At 70.6% G+C, this 21,116-nt stretch carries 15 protein-coding genes; 9 read left to right on the plus strand and 6 right to left on the minus strand.

What is annotated here, in order from left to right; translation table 11 throughout:
* Positions 1-11: 11 nt before the first annotated feature.
* The 3 genes from G6O68_RS25700 to G6O68_RS25710 all read left to right on the plus strand — a co-directional run bounded on the left by G6O68_RS25700 (position 12) and on the right by G6O68_RS25710 (position 2,725).
* Positions 12-674 carry a hypothetical protein gene (locus G6O68_RS25700; RefSeq protein ID WP_165251524.1) on the plus strand — a complete coding sequence of 221 codons (663 nt, stop codon included), beginning with the start codon at positions 12-14 and terminating at the stop codon, positions 672-674.
* A gap of 619 nt (positions 675-1,293) precedes the next feature.
* Positions 1,294-1,785 carry a hypothetical protein gene (locus tag G6O68_RS25705; RefSeq protein WP_165251525.1) on the plus strand — a complete coding sequence of 164 codons (492 nt, stop codon included), beginning with the start codon at positions 1,294-1,296 and terminating at the stop codon, positions 1,783-1,785.
* Between the two features lie 658 nt (positions 1,786-2,443).
* Positions 2,444-2,725: a WGxxGxxG family protein gene (locus tag G6O68_RS25710; RefSeq protein WP_165251526.1), complete on the plus strand. Its 282-nt coding sequence runs from the start codon at positions 2,444-2,446 to the stop codon at positions 2,723-2,725.
* A 120-nt stretch (positions 2,726-2,845) separates the two neighbouring features.
* Here the strand turns inward: G6O68_RS25710 and G6O68_RS25715 are convergent, their stop codons facing one another.
* Entirely contained in the window at positions 2,846-4,828 is a 1,983-nt protein-coding gene (locus tag G6O68_RS25715; RefSeq protein WP_165251527.1) for a PAS domain-containing hybrid sensor histidine kinase/response regulator, read from the minus strand.
* Positions 4,829-5,142: 314 nt separating this feature from the next.
* Positions 5,143-5,559: a molybdopterin dinucleotide binding domain-containing protein gene (locus G6O68_RS25720; protein ID WP_165251528.1), complete on the minus strand. Its 417-nt coding sequence runs from the start codon at positions 5,557-5,559 to the stop codon at positions 5,143-5,145.
* Between the two features lie 240 nt (positions 5,560-5,799).
* Here G6O68_RS25720 and G6O68_RS25725 point away from each other — a divergent pair, with 240 nt between their 5' ends.
* The 3 genes from G6O68_RS25725 to G6O68_RS25735 all read left to right on the plus strand — a co-directional run bounded on the left by G6O68_RS25725 (position 5,800) and on the right by G6O68_RS25735 (position 11,468).
* Positions 5,800-6,393: a sigma-70 family RNA polymerase sigma factor gene (locus G6O68_RS25725; protein WP_165251529.1), complete on the plus strand. Its 594-nt coding sequence runs from the start codon at positions 5,800-5,802 to the stop codon at positions 6,391-6,393.
* Between the two features lie 66 nt (positions 6,394-6,459).
* Positions 6,460-9,783: a serine/threonine-protein kinase gene (locus G6O68_RS25730; RefSeq protein WP_165251530.1), complete on the plus strand. Its 3,324-nt coding sequence runs from the start codon at positions 6,460-6,462 to the stop codon at positions 9,781-9,783.
* 170 nt (positions 9,784-9,953) lie between these two features.
* Positions 9,954-11,468 carry a hypothetical protein gene (locus G6O68_RS25735; RefSeq protein WP_165251531.1) on the plus strand — a complete coding sequence of 505 codons (1,515 nt, stop codon included), beginning with the start codon at positions 9,954-9,956 and terminating at the stop codon, positions 11,466-11,468.
* Between the two features lie 243 nt (positions 11,469-11,711).
* On the opposite strand, the gene G6O68_RS25740 is transcribed toward G6O68_RS25735, so the two are convergent.
* Entirely contained in the window at positions 11,712-14,096 is a 2,385-nt protein-coding gene (locus G6O68_RS25740) for an FdhF/YdeP family oxidoreductase (RefSeq protein ID WP_165251532.1), read from the minus strand.
* A gap of 19 nt (positions 14,097-14,115) precedes the next feature.
* Positions 14,116-14,988, minus strand: a complete 873-nt coding sequence (gene fdhD, locus G6O68_RS25745) for a formate dehydrogenase accessory sulfurtransferase FdhD (RefSeq protein WP_165251533.1) — start codon at positions 14,986-14,988, stop codon at positions 14,116-14,118.
* A gap of 256 nt (positions 14,989-15,244) precedes the next feature.
* Here fdhD and G6O68_RS25750 point away from each other — a divergent pair, with 256 nt between their 5' ends.
* Positions 15,245-15,760: a hypothetical protein gene (locus G6O68_RS25750; protein WP_165251534.1), complete on the plus strand. Its 516-nt coding sequence runs from the start codon at positions 15,245-15,247 to the stop codon at positions 15,758-15,760.
* Between the two features lie 12 nt (positions 15,761-15,772).
* Here G6O68_RS25750 and G6O68_RS25755 read toward each other — a convergent pair whose 3' ends face one another.
* Positions 15,773-16,744 carry a response regulator gene (locus G6O68_RS25755; protein ID WP_165251536.1) on the minus strand — a complete coding sequence of 324 codons (972 nt, stop codon included), beginning with the start codon at positions 16,742-16,744 and terminating at the stop codon, positions 15,773-15,775.
* A gap of 119 nt (positions 16,745-16,863) precedes the next feature.
* Positions 16,864-18,240: a serine/threonine-protein kinase gene (locus G6O68_RS25760; protein WP_165251538.1), complete on the minus strand. Its 1,377-nt coding sequence runs from the start codon at positions 18,238-18,240 to the stop codon at positions 16,864-16,866.
* Positions 18,241-18,611: 371 nt separating this feature from the next.
* On the opposite strand from G6O68_RS25760, the gene trpC reads away from it, so the two are divergent.
* Both trpC and G6O68_RS25770 read left to right on the plus strand, forming a co-directional pair.
* Entirely contained in the window at positions 18,612-19,400 is a 789-nt protein-coding gene (gene trpC, locus G6O68_RS25765; RefSeq protein ID WP_165251540.1) for an indole-3-glycerol phosphate synthase TrpC, read from the plus strand.
* A gap of 462 nt (positions 19,401-19,862) precedes the next feature.
* Positions 19,863-20,954 (plus strand): hypothetical protein, encoded by a 1,092-nt coding sequence (locus G6O68_RS25770; protein ID WP_165251542.1) that lies wholly within the window; start codon positions 19,863-19,865, stop codon positions 20,952-20,954.
* The last annotated feature ends 162 nt before the right edge of the window (positions 20,955-21,116 follow it).

Below are 21,116 nucleotides of genomic sequence, written 5' to 3' on the forward strand. Positions count from 1 at the left end.
GGATCAGGTCCATGAAGCCGAACGACGGATTGACCATCTTCGACGTCGTCATCCTGGTCGCGTCGATCGCCGCGGGACTGGCCGTCACGAGAGGCTTGCCCGATTACCAGGGGATCTATCGGCAGTTCGGGATGACCGTGGAGTTCCTTGGGGGCGGAAGCAGTGGGATCGGCCTGGAGACGCCGGGTCGATTCTTCAAGCCTCTCGCAGGTCGCCCATTGCATCATCGGCCCTCGTTCTGGCTTGGGCATGTCCCGTACTGGGCAGGGCCTCCTCTCTTCTTCATGACCGTCGCCTCGGCGGCGCTCGAGTTCCGGAGCCCGGGACCTCGCAGGCGGCTCCTGGCTCGCAGGCCTGGCCTGGTCGCCGGACTCGCCGTGATCGCGGCCGCGTTCGCCGTGGCGATTCATGGCCTCCAATATCTGATCGCGATCGGGAGACCGTGGAATCAGTTGAAGCCGCACTTGCCGCCGTGCTCGGGCTACTTCTGGACTTCGCTCCCCGTTTTCGCGGGTTACACGGTGGCCGTCCTCTGGCTCTCCCTGGTCCTGAGCGGCTCCTGGTCGTCCGATCCGGGATCGAGGGCGAGGCTCGGTCGAGCCCTCGGCTGGAGTTGGGTCGCGATGGCCGCTTCGAGCGAAGTGGGCGTGTGGCTTTACCTCCTGAATTCCTGACACCGTCTCGTTACGCGGTTTCGTGGGATGGGCATCGCCGGTCGCCTTTGGCGACGACAGGCAGCCGGTGAGCGGCGCCTACCCTACGCGCTGATGGACGCGACCTTAAGGGCGTTACGCGACGATCCCCTCGGCCGGCAGGGCCGACGAAGACGAACGATCTGCGGAGAAAACCGGCCGCTCCAGAGATTTCCGGGATTTCGGTCGATTCCGAATCGAACGCCCAGTGAAATCAAGATATCGACCGTGACCGTCGCGAGCGGCGTGGCAGGAATCGGTCAAGGGAGCCCCGCCCTGCGACTCGTCGCGGCGCGGCGCGGGGCTTCGTGCTTCTCGGCGGCCCAGATGGGTGGACTGGGATGGGATGAAGCGGCCCCGCCAGGCAATCACCGCCGCCGAGCCGGGGCCCTCGTCGTCCTCGGGAACCGGCGGTCGCAGGCCGAAGGGTTGAGGGTTCCGACGCGGAGGCGCCTCGCGGGCGATGGCCCGGACGCGACCGGGAAAGGAGGAGCTTCACGACGCGACGCCGTCCGATCGTCCGATCGTCCGACCGCCCCCGGTCGCGGCCTTCGGCCTCGCACGCCGCGCCTCCGCCGGGATCCGAATCGGGAGGTGGGCCATGTTCAAAGCCATGGACCTCGACTTGTCGGCCTACGGCTACGGAGAGTCCTCGTTCGCCGACGTGATCTACATCGCCATGACCCTGGCGACGAGCTTCGGGGGCCACGCGGAGTTGCTCGCGTCGATCACGATCGAGCAGGACTTCACCGACGTCGTGGGACGCCGGCACAACCCGACGGTCGTGGTGGTCCGGGACCAGATCCTGAGTTCGTTCTCCAGCCGGGGGAGCATCTGGATCTTCGGCGGCGTGATGGCCGCGCCGGAATGGGGGGCCGTGAGCTTCGCGAGGACGCTGAGCTACCCGACCCTGTTCCCGGCCTACGGGATCGCCGACCACCGCGAGCCCCTGGGCGGCCCGATCAAGGTCCACGTCGATTTCCGCTGCGAGGCCGAGGCCGACCATCGCCGGGCCCACGGCGAGATCGGCTTCCGCGAGGCCGACGGCCACCGCATCAAGGTCCACCAGATCGTCCTGCACCAGGCGGACTGACCTGCGTCGCCGTTCCGCGTCGGCCAGAGCGGAACAGAAAAGGCATCCGCGACGCGATTCATGACCGGGCCCCCGGCCATGTCGCTTCGCCTCCGCTCCGCCAAGCCCCGCGCGGGAGAGGGCGACGAGGACTTCCGGGCCGTCGCCGGGCTGATGCGGGGAACGCTCAAGGGGTGAGGCCGTACGCCTGCCTCCCCCGGCGGCGACGCCGACGCGATACCTCACCAGCCCAGATCCTCGGCGAGGAGGCTCCGCATCTCGACCGGCATCCCCTCAACGAAAGCGCCCCGGCCGGCTTTCCTGTCTTCGGACAAGCTCACATGACTTGGATTCGCTCCGATTGAGCCGTGTCGCCCGACCTGTTGGCGGAGATAAAGGGAATTATCTCCGGCAAAGGGGCATCCAGTTGGCGACCATGAGCCCTCGTACCGCCCGGAGAATCACGGAGCGAGCGACCGCCTCATCGCCCAGACGAGCACGGCCCAAGCACGCAAGGGTTGGCTTCATATTTGCTTGTTCATGTTTTCCGATAAGTTTCAGGATGCCCCCCGGCTTCGCCGGGGGACCGAACCAGGGTGACACGACGTCCTCGCACCGGGACCCCGCTCACGGGGTACGGCTCAAACAGCACCATCCCAGCAGACCAATAGGAGCCCCTATGCCTCGCATCATTCGCAACCGCCTCGCCCTCGCCCTCCTCGGCCTGTCCCTGACCCTCTGCCCCTTCGCCGGGCGGGCCTCGGCCCAGGCGACCGGCGACCGCACCGGGTCCATGACCGGGACCGACTCCGGCACGACGGCCACCCGGACTGACCGGGACGACGACGGCTTCAACCCCGGCTGGCTGGGACTCATCGGGTTGGCGGGCCTGGCGGGCCTCATGCCCAGGAAGAACCACGCGGTGACCACCCACCGCACCGGCGATACGTCCTCTCGCTGAGGCCGGGCGGCGGAACGGCGCGGTAATAACGCCCGCGGAGCAGTGATGCTCGGCGGGCGTTAGCGTCGATGCGGGCGGCTCGTCGCGGCCGGGCATGCTCACCGCGACGGGGGGAGCGAATCAGGGACGGCCGATGAGGGCGAGGATGGTGTCGAAGTTGACCGGCTTAACTAAATGGTGATTGAACCCGGCCGCCTTCGAGCGGTCACGTGCCTGCTCCTCCCCGTAGCCGGAGACGGCGATTAGGACCGCGTCCTTGCTCCACTCCTCTCTCCGGAGCGAGGACGCCAGTTCGTACCCGTCCATGCCGGGGAGGCCGATGTCGAGGAGCATCATCTCGGGCCGCTGCTCGCGGGCCGTGACGAGAGCGTCCGGGCCGTTATTCGCCACCCAGACTTCATGGCCTGAGAGTTCGAGGAGGCGGGCCATCCCGTTCGCGGTGTCCATGTTGTCATCGACGACGAGGATACGGAAGCGGCGGGACTTCGGTGGGGTCGCTCCCCCCTTCGCATGGGATTCCGTCTCGGCCCGAACTTCGGCGGCAGGTAGACGGAGGACGAACTCGCTCCCCTTGCCGGGGCCGTCGCTCGCGGCGGCGACGGTCCCGCCGTGAAGCTCGGCCAATGACCGGACGAGCGTGAGCCCGATGCCGAGCCCTCCCTCCGACCGGTCGAGCGAGCGGTCTCCCTGGGTGAAGAGGTCGAATATCTTCGGCAGCAGCTCGGGCAGGATGCCGAGGCCGTTGTCTCGGACGCGAAAGACCACCTCGTCCCCTTCGACTCCGGCGATGAGCTGGATACGACCCCCGAGCGGCGTGTACTTGGCCGCGTTCGTGAGCAGGTTCACGAGAATCTGCTCAAGCCGGGTCGTGTCGGCCTCTAGTCTCAAATCGGTCGACGTGTACGAGAGGAGCATCTCATGCCTCCGCTCCTCGACGATGGGCTTCACGGCTTCGACCGCGTGGCGGATGACCGGGGCGGCGTCGATGAGCTCCTTCTGGAGCTGGATCTTGCCTTCGGTGATGCGGGCGACGTCCAGCAGGTCGTTGATGAGGTGGGCGAAGTTGCCGACCTGACGGGCGGTGACGTCCCGGCTCCATTCGAGGGCTTCTTTCGAGCCCGAGCGAGAGGCCACCTCGACGGCGTTCCTGACTGCGGCGAGCGGGTTCCTGAGCTCATGGGCGAGCATCGCGAGGAACTGATTCTTGTGCCGGTCGGCGTCGGCGAGCTTGGCCGCATCCTGCTCGGCCCGGTCTCGTGCCTCGTGGGCCGCCGCGAGCAGCCCCTCGCGTTCGACTTCGAGCCGCTTGCGTTCGGTGATGTCCTGGATGGCGAGGAGAATAAGCTCCCATTTGCCTTCGGGGGGGAAGCGGCGGGCGTTGAGCAGCATCGTCTTCGGGCCGATGGTCTCGAAATCGTGCTCCACCTCGAAGTCGTCGAAAAAGCTGTTCTCGGGGATGACCTCCTCCAGCAAAGTCTTAAGTGCCGGGATGTCCCACTGGCCGTCGCCCAGGTCGTAGATGAATCGGCCTTCGGTCTCGGGCGGACCGACCCGGAACATCTCGTAGAAGGAGCGGTTGGCCGACCGAACGTGGAGGTCCGCCTGGAGGATGAGCAGCGGCTCTCGCACCGTGTTGACGATGCTCTCGGCGTATCCCCTGGCCGCCGCGATGAGGTGCTCGTTCTGCCGACGTTCCGTGATGTCCCGGAAAATCATGACGACGCCGACGAGCTCTCCGTCCTCGCCCCAGACCGGGGCGGCACTGTCGTCGATGGGGAGCTCGCTGCCGTCCCTGGCGATGAGGACCGTGTGATTGGCGAGACCGCGGACGAGCCCCGTGTCGATGACCTTCCTCACCGGCTGCTCGATGGGCTTGCGGGTCTCTTCGTTGAGGATGCGGAAGATGTCTTCCAAGCGTTTCCCGTGGGCCTCGTCGGACGTCCATCCGGTCAGCGTCTCGGCGACGGGGTTCATGAAGGTGATGAGGCCTTCAGGGTCGGTGGTCAAGACCGCGTCGCCGATGGCGGCGAGCGTGACCTGATACCACGAGGCGGCCTTCGGGTCCGACGAATCGCCCGCTCGTGATGCAGTCGAATTCGTCATAGGTCGGCTTCTTTTACGGGGATGAGAGACGCATCACGGTACGGAGTTCTCAAAGGCTTGTATCATCGGCTGTCAATCGGCCATTGGCAAGCTGAGACGACCCAGCTCCAGTCACCGTTAGGGGGCCGTGGCGAACATAAAGAGCATTCTACGACGCAGGCCGCGGCCTAGTCTTGGGCCCATCGCACCGCCTTCGGGGCGGGTAGGATCTTCTCCGATCCGCCAGGCCTCGCGAGGCGAATCGTCCGTCCCGGCGGGCCCGCCGGCGACGGCTTCCGCGAGCCTAACAACCGCGAGGTTGGCCGATCGCCGCGTCAGCTCGCGGCCGGGGCCTCGGCCGGGTGGGTGGTCGGGACGACGCGGATGACGACGGACTTCGACGACGGGGTGAGGCTTTCGGGGTCGACGTCGTCGACGGCGACGAGGGGGTTGGTCTCGGGGTAGTAGGCGGCGGCGGAGCCCTCGGGGATGTCGTGGACGACGACGGCGAAGCGCGGGGCGACGCGGGTCTCGCCCTTGTGCTCGCCGATCAGGTCGACGACCTGGCGGTCGACCAGGCCCAGGCGCTCGACGTCGCTCGCGTTCAGGAAGACGACGCGGCGGGCGTTGTGGACGCCGCGATAGCGGTCGTCGTACCCGTAGATCGTCGTGTTGAACTGGTCGTGGCTGCGGATCGTCGCCAGCAGGAGCCGGCCGGGGGTGCGGGCGTCCGCCGGGATCGGCGTGGTCATGAACCGGGCCTTGCCGGTCGTCGTGATGAACCGGCGCTCGGCGAGACCGAGATGACGACTGCCGACATTCCAGGCGTCGATGGAAATAATCCGGAACACAGCGGCACGAAATCGGACCGGTCTATCTCGTCGCACCGATGGTCGATAGCTTGGAGAGGGAGCCCCGACCCGAGGGCGGGCTTCGGGGCGGCCCGAGCGGCGTTGCAGAGACCCGGGACCTGTCCCGGGCGGAAGGGGTCGATGAACGACGTGACCCGCATCCTCTCGGCCATCGAGCCGAACGACCCCCAGGCCGCCGACCGACTGCTGCCGCTGGTCTACGGCGAGCTCCGCAGGCTGGCCGCCCGGCGGCTGGCCTGCGAGAAGCCGGGCCAGACCATCCAGGCCACGGCGCTGGTCCACGAGGCCTACGTGCGCCTGGTCGGGTCGGAGGACCCGGGCTGGGACGGCCGGGGCCACTTCTTCGCCGCCGCGGCCGAGGCGATGCGCCGCATCCTCGTCGAGAACGCCCGCCGCAAGCGGGCCGAGAAGCACGGCGGCCTCCTGGAGCGGCGGGGCCTCGACGAGGTCGACATCGCGGCCCCGGCCCCCTCGGAAGAGCTCCTGGCCCTCGACGAGGCCCTGGCCAGGCTCGAAGCCGAGGACCCGCCGAAGGCCCGGCTCGTGAAGCTCCGCTACTTCGCCGGATTCTCCGAGGAGGACGCCGCGAACGCCCTCGGGATCTCGCGTGCGACCGTCCAACGCCATTGGCGTTACGCCAAGGCGTGGCTGCACGGCGAACTTCGGGGAGCCGAGGCTGACGGGGAGAATCCCGAAAATCCGCCCGCCCGGTGATGCCGGCGGGCCGCGGATTTCGCATACCCCTCCAGACGGGTCATGCGGCGACGGGGGCTTTGAGCGATGGAACCGACGGCTCCGAACATCGAAGAGATCTTCTTCGCGGCCCTGGAGCAGGAGAGCCGGGCGGCTCGCGCGGCGTTCCTGGATCGGGTCTGCGGCGACAAGGAGCTTCGGCGACGCGTCGAGCGGCTCCTGTCCCATGACGCCCTGGCGAGCGGTTTCCTGGAGGCTCCGGCCTCCTCGCCGACGGGGACCGCCGACCCCACCTCCCGCCTGGCCGCCGACGAACCCGGCGCGGCCATCGGGCCCTATCGGCTGCTGGAGGCCCTCGGCGAGGGGGGCATGGGCGTCGTCCACGTCGCCGAGCAGTCCGAGCCCGTCCGACGCCGGGTGGCCCTGAAGGTCATCAAGCCGGGGATGGACTCCAGGCAGGTCATCGCCCGGTTCGAGGCCGAGCGGCAAGCCCTGGCGATGATGGACCACCCCAACATCGCCAGGGTCTTCGACGGCGGGATGACCCCCGCGGGCCGGCCCTACTTCGTGATGGAGCTGGTCCGCGGCCTGCCCATCACCGAGTACTGCGACCGCGAGGAGCTCACGATTCCCGAGCGTCTGGAGCTCTTCACGCTGGTCTGTCGCGCGGTGCAGCACGCCCACCAGAAGGGGATCATCCACCGCGACCTGAAGCCCTCCAACGTCCTCGTCACGATCGTCGACGGCGTGCCGACGCCGAAGATCATCGATTTCGGAGTGGCCAAGGCCGTCGGCCATGCCCTCACCGACAAGACGCTCTACACGGGCTTCCACCAGTTCGTCGGCACCCCGCTCTACGCCAGCCCCGAGCAGGCCGGGCTCTCGGGGGCCGACGTCGACACCCGTAGCGACGTCTATTCGCTCGGAGTCCTGCTCTACGAGCTCCTGACCGGGACGACGCCCTTCGACTCCGAGACGCTCAGGCGGGCGGCGTTCGACGAGATGCGTCGCATCATCCGTGAGGAGGAGCCGCCGAAGCCCAGCACGCGGCTCAGCACGCTGGGCGAGCGTCTCACGACCGTCTCGGCCCAGCGGAAGGCCGACCCCAAGCGGCTCGGCTCGTCGGTGAAGGGCGAGCTCGACTGGGTTGTGATGAAGGCCCTGGAGAAGGACCGGGGCCGCCGCTACGAGACGGCCACCGACTTCGCCGCCGACGTCCTGCGGTACTTGACCGACCGCCCGGTCGAGGCATGCCCGCCGTCGCCGTGGTATCGCTTCCGGAAGTACGCCCGCCGCAACCGGGCCCTGCTCGCGGCCGGCACGGCGGTCGGCCTGGCCCTGGCTGCGGGCACCGTCGCCAGCACCTGGCAGGCGGTCCGGGCGGCGAGGGCCGAGCGGAGGGCCGAGGCGCGCTCGTCCGAGGCGCGGCGGGCCGTCGACGAGATGTACAGCCAGGTCGCCGAGCGTTGGCTGACGGACCGGGCCTCGCTCACGGCCCTCCAGCGGGAGTTCCTCGAGAAGGCCCTGGCCTTCTACCAGAGGTTCGCGGCGGAGGAAAGTTCCGACCCCGAGGTCCGCTACGAGGCGGCCCGGGCGCTGTACCGTGTCGGGAGGATCCAGACCAAACTGGGCCGGCACGCGGAGGCCGAGGCGACCTGGCGCGAGGTCGCCGCCCGGGGGACCGAGCTTGCGCGTCGCGACCCCGGCCGGCCCGAGGCCCTCTTGCTGCTAGCCGAGGCCCGGGTCAGGCGGGCGTATGTGGTCCTCCATACCGGCTGGGAGGAGGGGCGGGAGGCGGCCGTGAAGATCGAGGGAGGCGGCATCCAACTCGCCCCCGTCGACGCGGATGCCAAGCGAACCGAGGTCGGACGCGAGCTGCTCCAGGCCGGGCGAGAGCTGGCGCAGGTAAGTTCCGCCCGTCGCGGAACCCCGGACGACCGGCGGAGGCTCGCCGAGACCTACCAGCTCCTGTGCTCCCTGCAGACCCGGGTCCGTCAATTGCCCGAGGCCGACGCCGCGTTGCGCTCGGCCCTCGAGGTCTGGGAGGCTCTCGTCAAGGACGATCCGACCGAGTTCGACCATCGCGCCGGCCTGGCGCGGGCCCACGCCACGAGGGGCATGCACCACGTCTGGTGGGGTCTGGAAAACGAGAAGGCCGAGGCGGCGTTGCGACTGGCCGACACCCTGCTCTCAGAACTCCTGAAGCAGCGACCCGCCGAGGCGCGGGTCCGAGACACCCTCAGCGAGGCCCTGACCAACCTCGGCCAGGTCCTGCACCGGACCAAGCGATTCGCCGAGGAGGAAACGGTCGAACGCCGCAGCCTGACTCTGGCCGACGGCCTGGCGTCCGAATTTCCCGAGGTCCCCGACTATCAACGTTCCCTGGCGATCTCCCTGACGAATCTCGCTCAGACGATCGCCTTCGCCGGCCGGCCGGACGACCCCGAGCGCCAGGCGCTTTGCGCCCGCGCCGTGGGGATCGGTCAACGGCTGGTGGACCACCACCCCGGAGTGGCCGAATACCACTTTCAGTGGACGGACGACCTGGTGCATCTGGCGCTCGCGTTCCGCGCCCTGGACAAGCCCGAGGAGGTGCGCCGGGTGGCGGAGCAGCTCCTGGCCCTGACCAAGGAGTTTGCCGCTGCCCACCCCGGGCTGATCGGCGCCCGAACCCGACGCGTGGACGTACTGTTGCTACTCACGGAGGTCCTGCTTCGGCTGGGCGACCTCGACGCGGCGGGCCGTGCTGGCGAGGAATGGGCGTACCTGGTCCTCCATGACTTCTCGGAACAAGACCGCGGGCCGGATCGACTAGGTGGGCTCGTGCTGGAGATCACCGGTCTTATGATCCAGGCCGCGCAGAGCCAGGAAGTCGACGCGACATACGCTACGCCTTCCTGGCGTGAGGCCTACACTCAGGGGATTCTCCTCCGTGCCCGGGCGCTCGTCAAAGGAGCCGGCCACCTGGCCCGGGACGACGCCAAAACTCTCCGCGTTCTCGCCGACGTCCTCACCGCGGCACCCGAAGGCATGCGTGACCCACGGCTTGCCCTGACCTGGGCGGAGAAGGCTGTTTCGCTCGAGCCGGGGGACGACATGGCCTCGCAGTCGCTCGGTTGGGCGCAGTACCGCGCCGGGGATTGGAGGGGATGCATTCGAACCTTGAACAAGCTGAAGGACGCCGAGAGCACCGACTTCTTCCTCGCGATGGCCCACTGGCGGCTGGGCGAGCCGGGCCAGGCCCGCGAGGTGTACCGGCGGGCCGACGAATGGCTCACGGGCTATGAGAAGGGCTGGCATGGTCAGGCCTATCCCCTACCGTCGATGTTGCGGGCCGTCCGGGCCGAAGCCGCGGCCCTGCTCGGGGTGGCTCCGCCTCAGGAGGAGGCCTCGCAGGAGCCGCCGGATTGAAGGGCTCGCCGGCAGGTGAGCCGAGTCAGCTGACGCGATGAAGCCGGCCGCGGGGATGGTCCCTGCGGCGAGAGGAACCCCTGCGGAGCGAGGTCGGGCTCCGCAGACGCCCGGGGTGCGCGCCGCGCGCACTCTCCGGGCGCAGCCCACCGACCCCGAGGAACCTAGCCATGTGGACGTCGTTCTCGTCGCCGCGCCATCGCCATTCCCAGCGCCTCCCGGGCCCTCGGCGGGCGCTGCGTCCCATCTTGACGACCCTCGAAGGGCGAATCGTCCTGTCCGTCGCCTTCGATTCCGTCCTCACGGTCGGCAACGACACCGCATCCATCTCGCTCACGGACAGCGCCGTGGACGCGGCCGGGAACACCTACGTCACGGGCAACCTCCAGGCGACGATGGACTTCGACCCGGCGAACGTCCGCGCCGACGGCTCCGACATCCTCTCCCCCAGGGGCACGTCGGACGCCTATGTCGCCAAGTACAACGCCGACAACTCGTTCGCCTGGGCTAGAAGCCTGGGCGGCGATTACGTCCGGCAGTCCAACCTGGATGAGTTCGAGAAGGGCAACGGCATCCGGGTCGACGGCGCCGGCAACGTCTACGTCACCGGCACCTTCTTCGGGCAGGCGGACTTTGGGGCGTTCCGGCTCACGTCCGCCGGGGACGCCGACGCCTTCGTCGCCAAGCTCGACGGCAGCGGCGGCGTCGTCTGGGCGAAGGGCTGGGGCTCGTCCGAGCAGGACGTCGGCAACGACCTCGCCGTCGACGGCGCCGGGAACGTGATCTCGGTCGGCACCTCGGCCTACTCCGATCCCGTCAAAGGCTGGATCGCGAACGAGTCCCAGGTCCGGAAATACGGCCCGACCGGGGCGGCCGTGTGGAGCGCGTCCTTCGCCGGGCCGACCCACGGGGCTTACGGAGTGGCGACAGACGCGGCGAACAACATCTACGTGGCCGGCCGGTTCAGCGGCAACCCGGACTTCAACCCCAGCCCCAAGAAGGCGAATTACGCATCCGCATCCGGCAGCTACAGCAACTACGGGTCCGGCTACGTACTCAAGCTGACCTCGGCCGGGGCCTACGGCTGGGTCTCGGCCTTCCAGACCAGGCCGACTCAAAAGACCTCCGGCTCGGCCCTGACGATCTTCGACATCGCGGCGGACGCCGCGGGGGACGTCGCCGTCGTCGGCAACTTCCAGGGCGAGATCGACTTCAACCCGAGCGCGTCGGTCGACACCCGGCTCCCGGACACGAGGCTGGTCAACGGGTTCGTCGTCAAGCTCACGTCGAACGGCTCGCTGGCGTGGGCCAGGCACACGGGCGGCGACGGTGCCGCGGCGGTGGCCTTCGACGCGGCCGGGGCGGTGTACGTGACCGGCTGGTTCTCCTCCGCCGCGCCCGGGTTCAGCCCCGGCTTCGGCCTGCCGGACACGCCGAGCCACGGAGCCGCGGACGTCTACCTGAGCAAATACACCTCCGCCGGCAACCTCGCGTGGGCCGTGACTTTCGGCGGGGCCGGTCCCGACGCCGGTCATGGGCTCTCGGTGGACGCCTCCGGCATCATCTACCTGGCCGGCCTCTGGGGCGCGGGCACGACCGACTTCGACCCCACCCTGCAGGGCACCCAGGAAAGGACCAACACGGCCTTCGGCGACCTCTTCCTCCTCAAGCTGAGGCAATCGTGACACCTCGGGGCGACGCCGCTGCACGATCGGTCTCCAAGCGGCTGGACGAGGCCTCCTCCTCATTCCGCGTGATCCGCATCCACCACGACGACATCGCCCGCGACGAGTTGAAAGCTCTGCGGCGGACCGACCTGCCGCACAAGGTGCGCGACCTCATCGAGATGGTCGCGCTATCCGACCCCGGACGGCCCGCGCATTCCGCGACGCCCGCCGGAGCCCCGGGGCCGGCCGGCGATCGCCGCGTCAGCTCGCGGCCGGGGCCTCCGTGGGGTGGGTGGTGGGGACGACGCGGATGACGACGGACTTCGACGACGGGGTGAGGCTTTCGGGGTCGACGTCGTCGACGGCGACGAGGGGGTTGGTCTCGGGGTAGTAGGCGGCGGCGGAGCCCTCGGGGATGTCGTGGACGACGACGGCGAAGCGCGGGGCGACGCGGGTCTCGCCATTGTGCTCGCCGATCAGGTCGACGACCTGGCGGTCGACCAGGCCCAGGCGCTCGACGTCGCTCGCGTTCAGGAAGACGACGCGGCGGGCGTTGTGGACGCCGCGATAGCGGTCGTCGTACCCGTAGATCGTCGTGTTGAACTGGTCGTGGCTGCGGATCGTCGCCAGCAGGAGCCGGCCGGGGGTGCGGGCGTCCGCCGGGATCGGCGTGGTCATGAACCGGGCCTTGCCGGTCGTCGTGATGAACCGGCGCTCGGCGGCGGGGTTGATCAGGGTGAAGCCGCCGGGGCGGCGGACCCGCTCGTTGAAGTCGTGGAAGCCGGGGATCGTCCTCGCGATCAGGTCCCGGATCCTGTCGTAGTCCGCCGCGAGCGCGTCCCAGTCGACGGGGTCGGTCGCGCCCAGGACGGCCTTGGCCATCTGCGCCACGATCCAGGGCTCGCTGCGGAGCAGGGGGGAGCCCGGCGTCAGGCCGCCGTGCGAGGCGTGGACGACGCTCATGGAGTCCTCGACCGTGACGAACTGCCGGCCCGAGGGCTGGTCGTCCAGCTCGGTGCGGCCGAGGCAGGGGAGGAGCAGGGCCTCGCGGCCGACGGTCAGGTGGCCCCGGTTCAGCTTGGTGGCGACGGAGGCCGTCAGCCGGCACCGCGCGAGGGCCTCGGCCGTGTAGTCGGTGTCGGGCGAGGCGACGGCGAAGTTGCCCCCCATCGCGAAGAAGACCCCCACCTTCCCCTCGTGCATCGCCCGGATCGCCTCGACCACGCTGTAGCCGTGCTCGCGCGGGGGGTCGAAGCCGAAGACCTTCGCCAGCCGGTCCAGGAACCCGACGGACGGGCGCTCGAAGATCCCCATCGTCCGGTCGCCCTGGACGTTGCTGTGGCCCCGCACCGGGCAGGCCCCAGCGCCGGCGCGGCCGACGTTGCCGCGCAGCAGGAGCAGGTTCACGATGGCCTGCACGTTGGACACGCCGTGGCGGTGCTGGGTCGTCCCCATCCCCCAGCAGGCCATCACGCGGTCGGACGAGACGTAGATGTCGGCCGCCTTGCGGATCGCCTCGCGGTCGACCCCGGACGATCCCAGGATCGCGTCCCAGGGGGTGGCGTCGAGGTCGGCCAGGAACTCGTCGAAGCCCGACGTATGGTCGCGGATGAACGGGAGGTCGATCACCTCGCCGGGGCTCCGGCGCTCGGCCTCCAGGACCTCCTTCATGATCCCCTTGAGCAGCGCCACGTCGCCGCCGATCCGGACCGGCAGGAACATCTCAGCGATCGCGGTGCCGCCGTGGAGCATGTCCATGGGGTGCTGGGGGTGCGCGAACCGTTCCAGCCCACGCTCGCGGAGGGGGTTCACCACCACGATCCGGCAGCCCCGCTTGGCGGCGTTGGCCAGGGTCGTCAGCATCCTCGGGTGGTTCGTGCCGGGGTTGTGGCCGATGATGAAGATGGCGTCGGCCAGCTCGAAGTCGTCGAGCGTGACCATCCCCTTGCCCACGCCGAGCTGCTCCTGCAGGCCGAAGCTCGTCGACTCGTGGCACATATTCGAGCAATCGGGCAGGTTGTTGGTGCCGAATCGCCGCGCGAAGAGCTGGTACAAAAACGCGGCCTCGTTGCTCGTCCGCCCCGAGGTGTAGAAGACGGCGTCGTCGGGCGAGCCCAGCGCCTTCAGCTCGCGGGCGATCAGGGCGAAGGCGTCTTCCCAGGAGATCGGCTCGTAGTGGTCGGCGCCCGGCGCGAGGTGCATCGGGTGCGTGAGCCGGCCCTGGTCCTCCAGCCAGTGGTCGTCCTTCGCGCGGAGCTGGTCGATCGACCACTTGCGGAAGAACTCGGGCGTGACGCGGCGGCGGGTGGCCTCGGCGGCGACCGCCTTGACGCCGTTCTCGCAGAACTCGAAGGTCTCGCGGCGATCCTGGCCGGCCTCGGACCAGGCGCAGCTCGGGCAGTCGAAGCCCTCGACCTGGTTGATCTTCAGCGACATCGACACCGACCGCAGCAGCCCGAGCTGGGGCAGGGCCATGGCCGTGGAGTGGACGATCGCCCCCACGCCGGCCGCCGGATGGTGGTACGGCCGGACGTCCACCGTCGACAGCTCGACCGGAGCGGTCGAGGACGCGGCCTCGACGCCCGACGTCTCCGGACCCGAGGCACTCTCGGCCGTCCCGATCGGCGTCTCCCCGTGGTCCGCCATGAGCGATCTCCTCGAAAGTTCAGACCCGGGGGTCGACCCGCCCCGGGTGGGTGTAGACGTTGAAGTGCTCGCCGCGGAGGAAGCCGACCAGGGTGATCCCCAGCCGGTCGGCCACCGAGACCGCCAGGCTCGACGGCGCCGACACGGCGCAGACGATCGGCAGGCCGGCGACGGCCGCCTTCTGCAAGATTTCGAAGCTGGTCCGCCCGGAGACGAGCAGGATGCGGGTCGACAGCGGCAGCTCGCCGTCGAGGAAGGCCCGGCCCACGAGCTTGTCCACGGCGTTGTGGCGGCCGACGTCCTCGCGGGCCGCCAGCAGCCGGCCGTCGACGTCGAACAGGCCGGCGGCGTGCAGGCCGCCCGTCCGGTCGAACGCCCGTTGCGAGCCCCGGAGGGCGTCGGGGAGGCCCAGGAGCGCCGAGCGGCCGACCGTCGGCCCGGGCGCGACCGGGCCGCAGAGCACCGCCACCTGGTCGAGGGCCGACTTGCCGCAGATCCCGCAGCTCGACGTCGCGAAGAAGTTCCGCTTCAGGGCCGAGCCGTCGAACGGCCGGGTCAGGGCGACCTGGACGACGTTGCAGCCGCGCGACGGCGTCGCGTCCGGCGGTAGGACCTCGTCCTCGGGGCCGATCAGGCCCTCGGTGCGGAGGAAGCCGACGGCCAGTTCGAAGTCGGAGCCGGGCGTGCGCATCGTCACGGCGACGGCGGTCGGCTCCTGGCCGGGGCCGCTCGCGCGGATCTCCAGCGGCTCCTCGACGGCCACCCAGTCGTCGCGCTCGACGGGGCCGCCCGGGCCGTCGGCCCGCACGGCCACCCTCGCCACCTCGCGCGCGGGCCGGGGCGGGCCGCGACGCGGGACCTCCGCCGGCTTTGCAGACCTCTCGTCGATCATCGCCGCTCCGACCCGAAGCTCACGACCCTTCCCGACCGGGCCCGCGCGGTCGCGCTTTCGGAAGAGGGCCCAGCCAGGATCATAGCAGGGCCGAGGGCGCGGGCCAACCTTCCCGGTTTCCCCCTTGTCGACGCCGGGCCGGGGGATACCTGAACGGTGGGCGCCGCGCTTCGACGCGCCGCGGCCCGCCGCTTGCATGAACACCGACCCGAAGGCGCGTCCGAACGCGCCGCCGCCTCGCCCCGAGGATCGCCCCATGAGCACCGACCCGCGCGCGAAGGACCCGAGCCCGACGGACGCCGACCTGGACCTCGAGACCGACTCGCGGTTCCCGTCCGGCCCCTGGGTCGGCTACTTCCTCCAGGCCGAGCTCCCCCCCGGCAAGCACGGGATGGAGCTACGCCTGACGTTCAAGAACGGCGTGATGACCGGCGAGGGCCGCGACCTCATCGGCGACTTCCTCATCCGGGGCCGGTATCAGGTCGAGGACGGCAAGTGCTGGTGGACCAAGCGGTTCCTCGGCAAGCACGACGTCTCGTACCAGGGGTACAACGAGGGCAAGGGGATCTGGGGCACCTGGGAGATCCCCCCCTCGTGGAAGGGGGGCTTCTACATCTGGCCCGAGGCGATGGGCGACCCCACGAAGCAGAAGCTCCAGGAGTCGATCGACGAGCCCTTCAACGACTTCATCGACGCCGATGCCCCGGCCGCCGAGCTGTCCATCGCCGGGGCCGACCTGGAGCCCCAGGCCGACGAGCCGCTGCCGACCTGACCCGGGCGGCCGTTACCCCGGGGATCGGCCCGCGTCCAGCCGCATGGTCATGGTGACGACGTTGCCGCGCGAGTTGTGCGACACCTCGTCCATGAACGTGCGCATGAGCATCAGGCCCCGCCCGCCGACCCGCTTCAGGTCTTCCGGCTCGACCGGGCGGCCGGCGCAACGAACGTCGAAGCCCGGCCCCTGGTCCTCGATCTCGAAGACGGCCGCGCGGCGGTCGAGCACGACGCGGACGCGGATCCGCCGCGACCGATACGGCTCCTGCACGCGGCGGGCGGCGACGTGGGCGTGGAAGGCCGCCTCGTCCTCCCGCCGCAGTTCCGAGCCCAGTTCGAGGTTGCCGTGGAAGAGGGCGTTGAGCAGGGCCTCCTGCAAGGCGACCCGCAGCCGGATCCGCGCCGAGCGGTCGAGCAGCCCGAGCCCGGCGACCTCGTCGACGAGCACCTGGGCGAGCATCGAGGCCAGCTCGGGGTCGTTGTCCAGCTCGTAGGTCGACGCCTGGCTCCGCATCCCCCGCGCCAGGCGGTGGCGACGCAGGTCGAAGGCGAAGGCGTCCAGGGCGCGGCGGAGCGTCGGCGTCAGGTCCTTGTCCAGCCGCGACTTGGGGAGGTAGTCGGACGCGCCGGAGCGGAGCGCCCGGACGGCCTCCTGCTCGCCCCCGAACGCGGTCATCAGGATCACCGGCAGGCCGGGCCGGGCCTCGTGCACGCGACGGGCCAGCTCCAGCCCGTCCATCTCGGGCATGACCAGGTCGCTGAGGAGCAGGTCGGGCGGGTCGCGTTCGAGCTCCTCCAGCGCCTCGGCGGCCCCGGGGGCGAAGCCCACGTCCAGGCCCTCGAATCCGCCCAGCAGGACGGCGATGCGGCGGCGTTCGAACTCCGAGTCGTCCACGACCAGGAGCCTCGGCGTCCTCGGTCCCTCGTCGGTCGAGGCGGCCGGCCGAGGACGCGGGCCGCATCGTTCCGTGTCGATCATCATGGGAAGCGCCCCTCCTTCCCTGGAATATCGCCCGTCGCGGCCCCCCGGCCAACTCGTCGCGCGAAAATCTCGACGCGAGCCGGCGGGGCGTCCGGGGCGGGGGCGTCCGGGGGCGGGGCTCAGGCGAACCAGGCGCGGCGGCGGGCCTGGGGGCGCTCGCCGCGGAGCCAGCGGCGGAGGTCGGCGGCGAGGTCGGCGCACGAGGCGTAACGCCGCTCGGGCTTCTTGGCGGTCGCCCGGCGGCAGATCTCCGCCAGCGGCCGGGGGACGCGCGGGTCGACGACGGCCGGGCAGGGGGGCTCGTGGGCCGCCGCGCGGGCGAGCACCGACGACGCCGGGCCCTCGAACGGCGGGCGGCCGCAGAGCAGCTCGTACAGGACCGCGCCCAGGCTGTACTGGTCGCTCGCCGGCAGGGCCTCCGGGCGCTCGCCGGCCAGCTGCTCGGGGGCGAGGTACGCCGGCGTGCCGACGATCGACCCGGGCGCCGAGGCCGACGCGGGGCCGGCCGAGTCCGGCCGGTGGGCGATCCCGAAGTCCATCAGGTGGACGCCCCCCCGCGCGTCGATCCGGACGTTGGCCGGCTTCACGTCGCGGTGGACGATCCCCAGGCCGTGGGCGTACGCCAGCGCCTCCGCCAGGTCGGCGACGACCTCCGCCCCCCGGCGGTGCGAGAGCCGGCCCTCGGCCAGCACGTCGGACAGGCCCCGGCCCTCGATGAGGTCCAGCGCCAGGTAGAGCCGGTCGCCGTCGCGGCCCGCCTCGTAGATGGAGACGATGCCCGGGTGCTTCAGCCGGGCCAGGGCGCGGGCCTCGCCCAGGAACCGCTCCTGCGCCCGCGACGAGCGCGGGGCCTCGTCGCGCATCAGCTTGAGGGCCACCTGACGCTCCAGCGTCGGGTCGAACGCGCGGTAGACCGTGGCGTGCCGGCCCTCGCCCAGCAGGCTCATGATCCGGAACCGGGCCAGGCCCCGCTCGTCGGCCCCCTCGGCGGCCCGACGCTCCAGGTCCAGGTGCCTCGGCGCGGCGAACACCGCCGTCCGCGAGGCGTCGGCCCCCGCGCCCCCGCCCAGGGCCGGGACGTTGTACGAGCTCTCGTTCCACTCGAAGCCCGAGGCCGCCTCGGCCAGGTCGTCCCAGGGCTCGTCGAAGTCCCCCCCCGGGTCGAACGCGCCGACCCGGAACTCGCCGCTCTCCGGGGCCGGCGCCGCGGTCCCGGTCGTCGGGACGGGGCGGGCCAGCACGGCCACACCTCCCGAGCCCGACCCCGAACCGAAGCCCCGGGGGGCGGACGCGAAGGAATGCGGGCGCGAGGCGGCCGCCGCGCGTCGCGGAGCGGGCGCCGCCGCGACGGTCCAGCCCGAGTCCGACGCCGTCGGCTCGCCGGCGCGGAGCTTCGTCAGGCAGCGGGGGCAGCGGAAGATCCGGCCCAGGGGGTCGTCCCCCAGGGGCGAGAGGCGGCCGCAGGAGGGGTTGGGGCAGTGCGCGATGGTGGTCATCCTGATCTCCTTATCTCGCCCTCGGGCCGAGGCCTCCGCGCAGGGGGCGGTCCGTCGGTCCGACGCTCCGGGTACGTCCGTGTTTGCTGGAAACCTCGCGATTCGCTAAGCTGGCCAACCGTCGCTTCGGCGCGACGACTTGCGGGAACGGAAAACGCCCTGATCTCGCGACTTCTGATGATGTTGCCGACTTTAGCGGGGCGCGCGACGGCTTCGCAAGACGTCAAGCCGAAGTTTTCTCCGATCCACCCTCAAGACCGGCACGGCTTGCCCAGACTCAGGCCCCCGACGCTCGAAACCGCACGGTCTCCGACCGATCCCCCGATACGGCCGACCGAGCCACCTGGAACCTTCAACCTCAAGACGGGCCCATGACCGCCAGCATCCTGGACGAGATCGTCGAATCGAAGCGCCGCGAGGTCGCCCGCGACCGCCGCCGGATGCCCCTGGAGGAGCTGGAGGCCCAGGCCGCCGAGGCCCCCCCCGTCCGCGACTTCCGCGCGGCGCTCGACGGCAAGGGGGCGATCTCGCTGATCGCCGAGGTCAAGAAGGCCAGCCCGTCGGTCAAGGTCATCCGCGAGGACTTCGAGCCGGTCTCCATCGCCCGCGCCTACCAGGACCACGGCGCGGCCTGCCTCAGCGTGCTGACCGACGTCCCCTACTTCCAGGGCCACCTCTCCTACCTGGCGAGGATCCGGGCCTCGGTGGCGATCCCCCTGCTGCGCAAGGACTTCTTGATCGACGAGTACCAGGTCGTCGAGGCCCGCGTGGCCGGCGCCGACGCCATCCTGCTGATCGCCGAGATCCTCGACGACGCCACCATGGCCCGGCTTTTGGAGCGTGCCCGCGAGCTGGGCATGGCGGCCCTCGTGGAGTTCCACGACCCCGAGAACCTCCCCCGCGTGCTGGCCGCCGGCGCCGACCTGGTGGGGGTCAACAACCGCGACCTTCACACCTTCACCACCGACCTGGACCGGACCTTGCGCGTCCGCGACCAGATCCCCGACGGCGTCCTCCTGGTCAGCGAGAGCGGCATCCACGACCGCGCCCAGGTCGAGCGGCTGCAATCCGCCGGCGTCGACGCGATCCTCGTCGGCGAGTCCCTGATGCGCGCCCCGGACATCGGCGCGGCCGTCGAGAAGCTCCTGGGCATTTCCTGACGCCCGTCCGGCCGGCGCTTCGAAGGGAAAGATCGGGGACTCCGCGGCGCATGCCAACGGGTCGCCAGGGAAATGGTTAGGGTGCCACGGGTTCCGTGAACCCGTGGATCGGCGTCGGGCCGTTCCCGGGCCGTCGCCGAGATCCCAAGCCGGTCCACGGGTTCTCCGAACCCGTGGCACCCCGAGCCCGTCGACGGTCCCAAACCGGCGACGTTCCGCGAGGAGCCTCAAGAATCGCAACGGCGCGGCGAATGCCTTCGAACGGGGAAGGACCCGACCGAGGCCGGACGACCTCGCCGCTTGACGCGGCCGGGCCCGGGCCCCATCGTGGACGGAGACGGCGCGCGGCCCGTTGAAGGCTCGCGCCCGCCTTCGCGACGCCCCCATTCGTGCGACGACGTCCGACGACCGCGCCTCGACGCGGCCGGATCGGAGCGACCCCCCATCCAGGAGAGGACGAACATGCACGCCCGTCCGAAGGTTTCGAGCAAGTGGAAGAAGCTGGGAGGGTTCGGCCTGCTCGGCCTGGCCGTCCTGTTCGCCCCGGCGGTCATCGCCCGGTCGTTCGAGGAACCCGGCCCACCCCGCGAGCACCCCGAGGCCCCGGCCCCGCCGGCCGCCCCCGAGGCCCCGACGCCCCCCGAGCCGCCCGACGACCAGGACGAGCCCGAGGCCACCGCCGACGAACTCGCCCGGCGCATCCAGGAGCTGACCGAACGCCTGACCAACGAGGCCGCCCCCGTCGCCGAGGAGGTCCGCAAGGCGCTCGGCGAGGCCGCCTCGGCCGTCAGCGAGACCCTCAAGCGCGACGACGTCTCCACCGACGACGTGAAGGCCGCCCTCGAACAGGCCCGCGAGGAGCTGAAGCGCGCCTTCGAGGAAGGCGGCCCCGTCGACCGCCAGGCCCGCGAGGCCTTCCGCAAGGCCCAGGAAGAGCTGCGTGACAGCCTGGAAGAACCCCGCCGCGAGGCCCGCCAGGCCCTCCGCCGCCGCTTCGACGCCGAGCGCGAACGCCTCGAAGGCGCCGACAAGGACGAGGCCAAGCCCGACGCCGACATGGACGAAGACGCGGATGAAGACGAAGGCGAAGGCGACGACCTGTCCAGCGCCCGCAACCGCGTCCGCGAACTCCAGGCCCAGCTCCGCGAGGCCCAGCGCGACCTCCAGCAGAAGGAACGCGGCGGCCGCGAAGCCCGCCGCCCCGGCCCCCCCCGCGGCCGCATGGGCCCCGGCATGGGCATGGGCCCCGGCCCCCGCTTCGGCCCCGGAGGCCCCGGAGGCCCCGGCATGCGCATGGGCCCCGGCCGTCCCGGCATGGGCATGGGCATGGGCCCGGCCGCCCGCCCCGCCGAGACCGACCGCCGCCTCGACGCCCTCGAAGCCAAGATGGACCGCCTCCTCGAACAGCTTCAAGGCCCCAAGGCCGAGAAGTCCGAGCCCAAGGGCGACGACGACAAGGACGACGACGACGACGACGACGACAAGAACGAAGGCGAGATGAAGAAGGACGACGACGCGAGCCTCCGCGCCGCGCCGACGCTCCCCATCGCCTGACGGGTCCCGAAGGGGGTGAGAACGAGCCCTCGCCGCACGGATCCGGCGGGCGAGGGACTTTCCGTCTGATATCGCATAGCCCCCCCGGCGGGGGGGTGTATAGACCGGGGACATGGGTAACAGGTGTTCGGGGACATGGGTGACACATTCGGGCATCATGGC

The sequence above is a fragment of the Paludisphaera soli genome (genome assembly GCF_011064595.1).
Lineage (GTDB): Bacteria > Planctomycetota > Planctomycetia > Isosphaerales > Isosphaeraceae > Paludisphaera > Paludisphaera soli.

What these genes read in the sequence shown, in the direction of transcription:
- G6O68_RS25700 (WP_165251524.1), top strand. Translation starts at nt 12, where the DNA reads ATGAAGCCGAACGACGGATTGACCATCTTCGACGTCGTCATCCTGGTC.
- G6O68_RS25705 (WP_165251525.1), top strand. Translation starts at nt 1,294, where the DNA reads ATGTTCAAAGCCATGGACCTCGACTTGTCGGCCTACGGCTACGGAGAG.
- G6O68_RS25710 (WP_165251526.1), top strand. Translation starts at nt 2,444, where the DNA reads ATGCCTCGCATCATTCGCAACCGCCTCGCCCTCGCCCTCCTCGGCCTG.
- G6O68_RS25715 (WP_165251527.1), bottom strand. Translation starts at nt 4,828, where the DNA reads ATGACGAATTCGACTGCATCACGAGCGGGCGATTCGTCGGACCCGAAG.
- G6O68_RS25720 (WP_165251528.1), bottom strand. Translation starts at nt 5,559, where the DNA reads ATGACCACGCCGATCCCGGCGGACGCCCGCACCCCCGGCCGGCTCCTG.
- G6O68_RS25725 (WP_165251529.1), top strand. Translation starts at nt 5,800, where the DNA reads ATGAACGACGTGACCCGCATCCTCTCGGCCATCGAGCCGAACGACCCC.
- G6O68_RS25730 (WP_165251530.1), top strand. Translation starts at nt 6,460, where the DNA reads ATGGAACCGACGGCTCCGAACATCGAAGAGATCTTCTTCGCGGCCCTG.
- G6O68_RS25735 (WP_165251531.1), top strand. Translation starts at nt 9,954, where the DNA reads ATGTGGACGTCGTTCTCGTCGCCGCGCCATCGCCATTCCCAGCGCCTC.
- G6O68_RS25740 (WP_165251532.1), bottom strand. Translation starts at nt 14,096, where the DNA reads ATGGCGGACCACGGGGAGACGCCGATCGGGACGGCCGAGAGTGCCTCG.
- fdhD (WP_165251533.1), bottom strand. Translation starts at nt 14,988, where the DNA reads ATGATCGACGAGAGGTCTGCAAAGCCGGCGGAGGTCCCGCGTCGCGGC.
- G6O68_RS25750 (WP_165251534.1), top strand. Translation starts at nt 15,245, where the DNA reads ATGAGCACCGACCCGCGCGCGAAGGACCCGAGCCCGACGGACGCCGAC.
- G6O68_RS25755 (WP_165251536.1), bottom strand. Translation starts at nt 16,744, where the DNA reads ATGATGATCGACACGGAACGATGCGGCCCGCGTCCTCGGCCGGCCGCC.
- G6O68_RS25760 (WP_165251538.1), bottom strand. Translation starts at nt 18,240, where the DNA reads ATGACCACCATCGCGCACTGCCCCAACCCCTCCTGCGGCCGCCTCTCG.
- trpC (WP_165251540.1), top strand. Translation starts at nt 18,612, where the DNA reads ATGACCGCCAGCATCCTGGACGAGATCGTCGAATCGAAGCGCCGCGAG.
- G6O68_RS25770 (WP_165251542.1), top strand. Translation starts at nt 19,863, where the DNA reads ATGCACGCCCGTCCGAAGGTTTCGAGCAAGTGGAAGAAGCTGGGAGGG.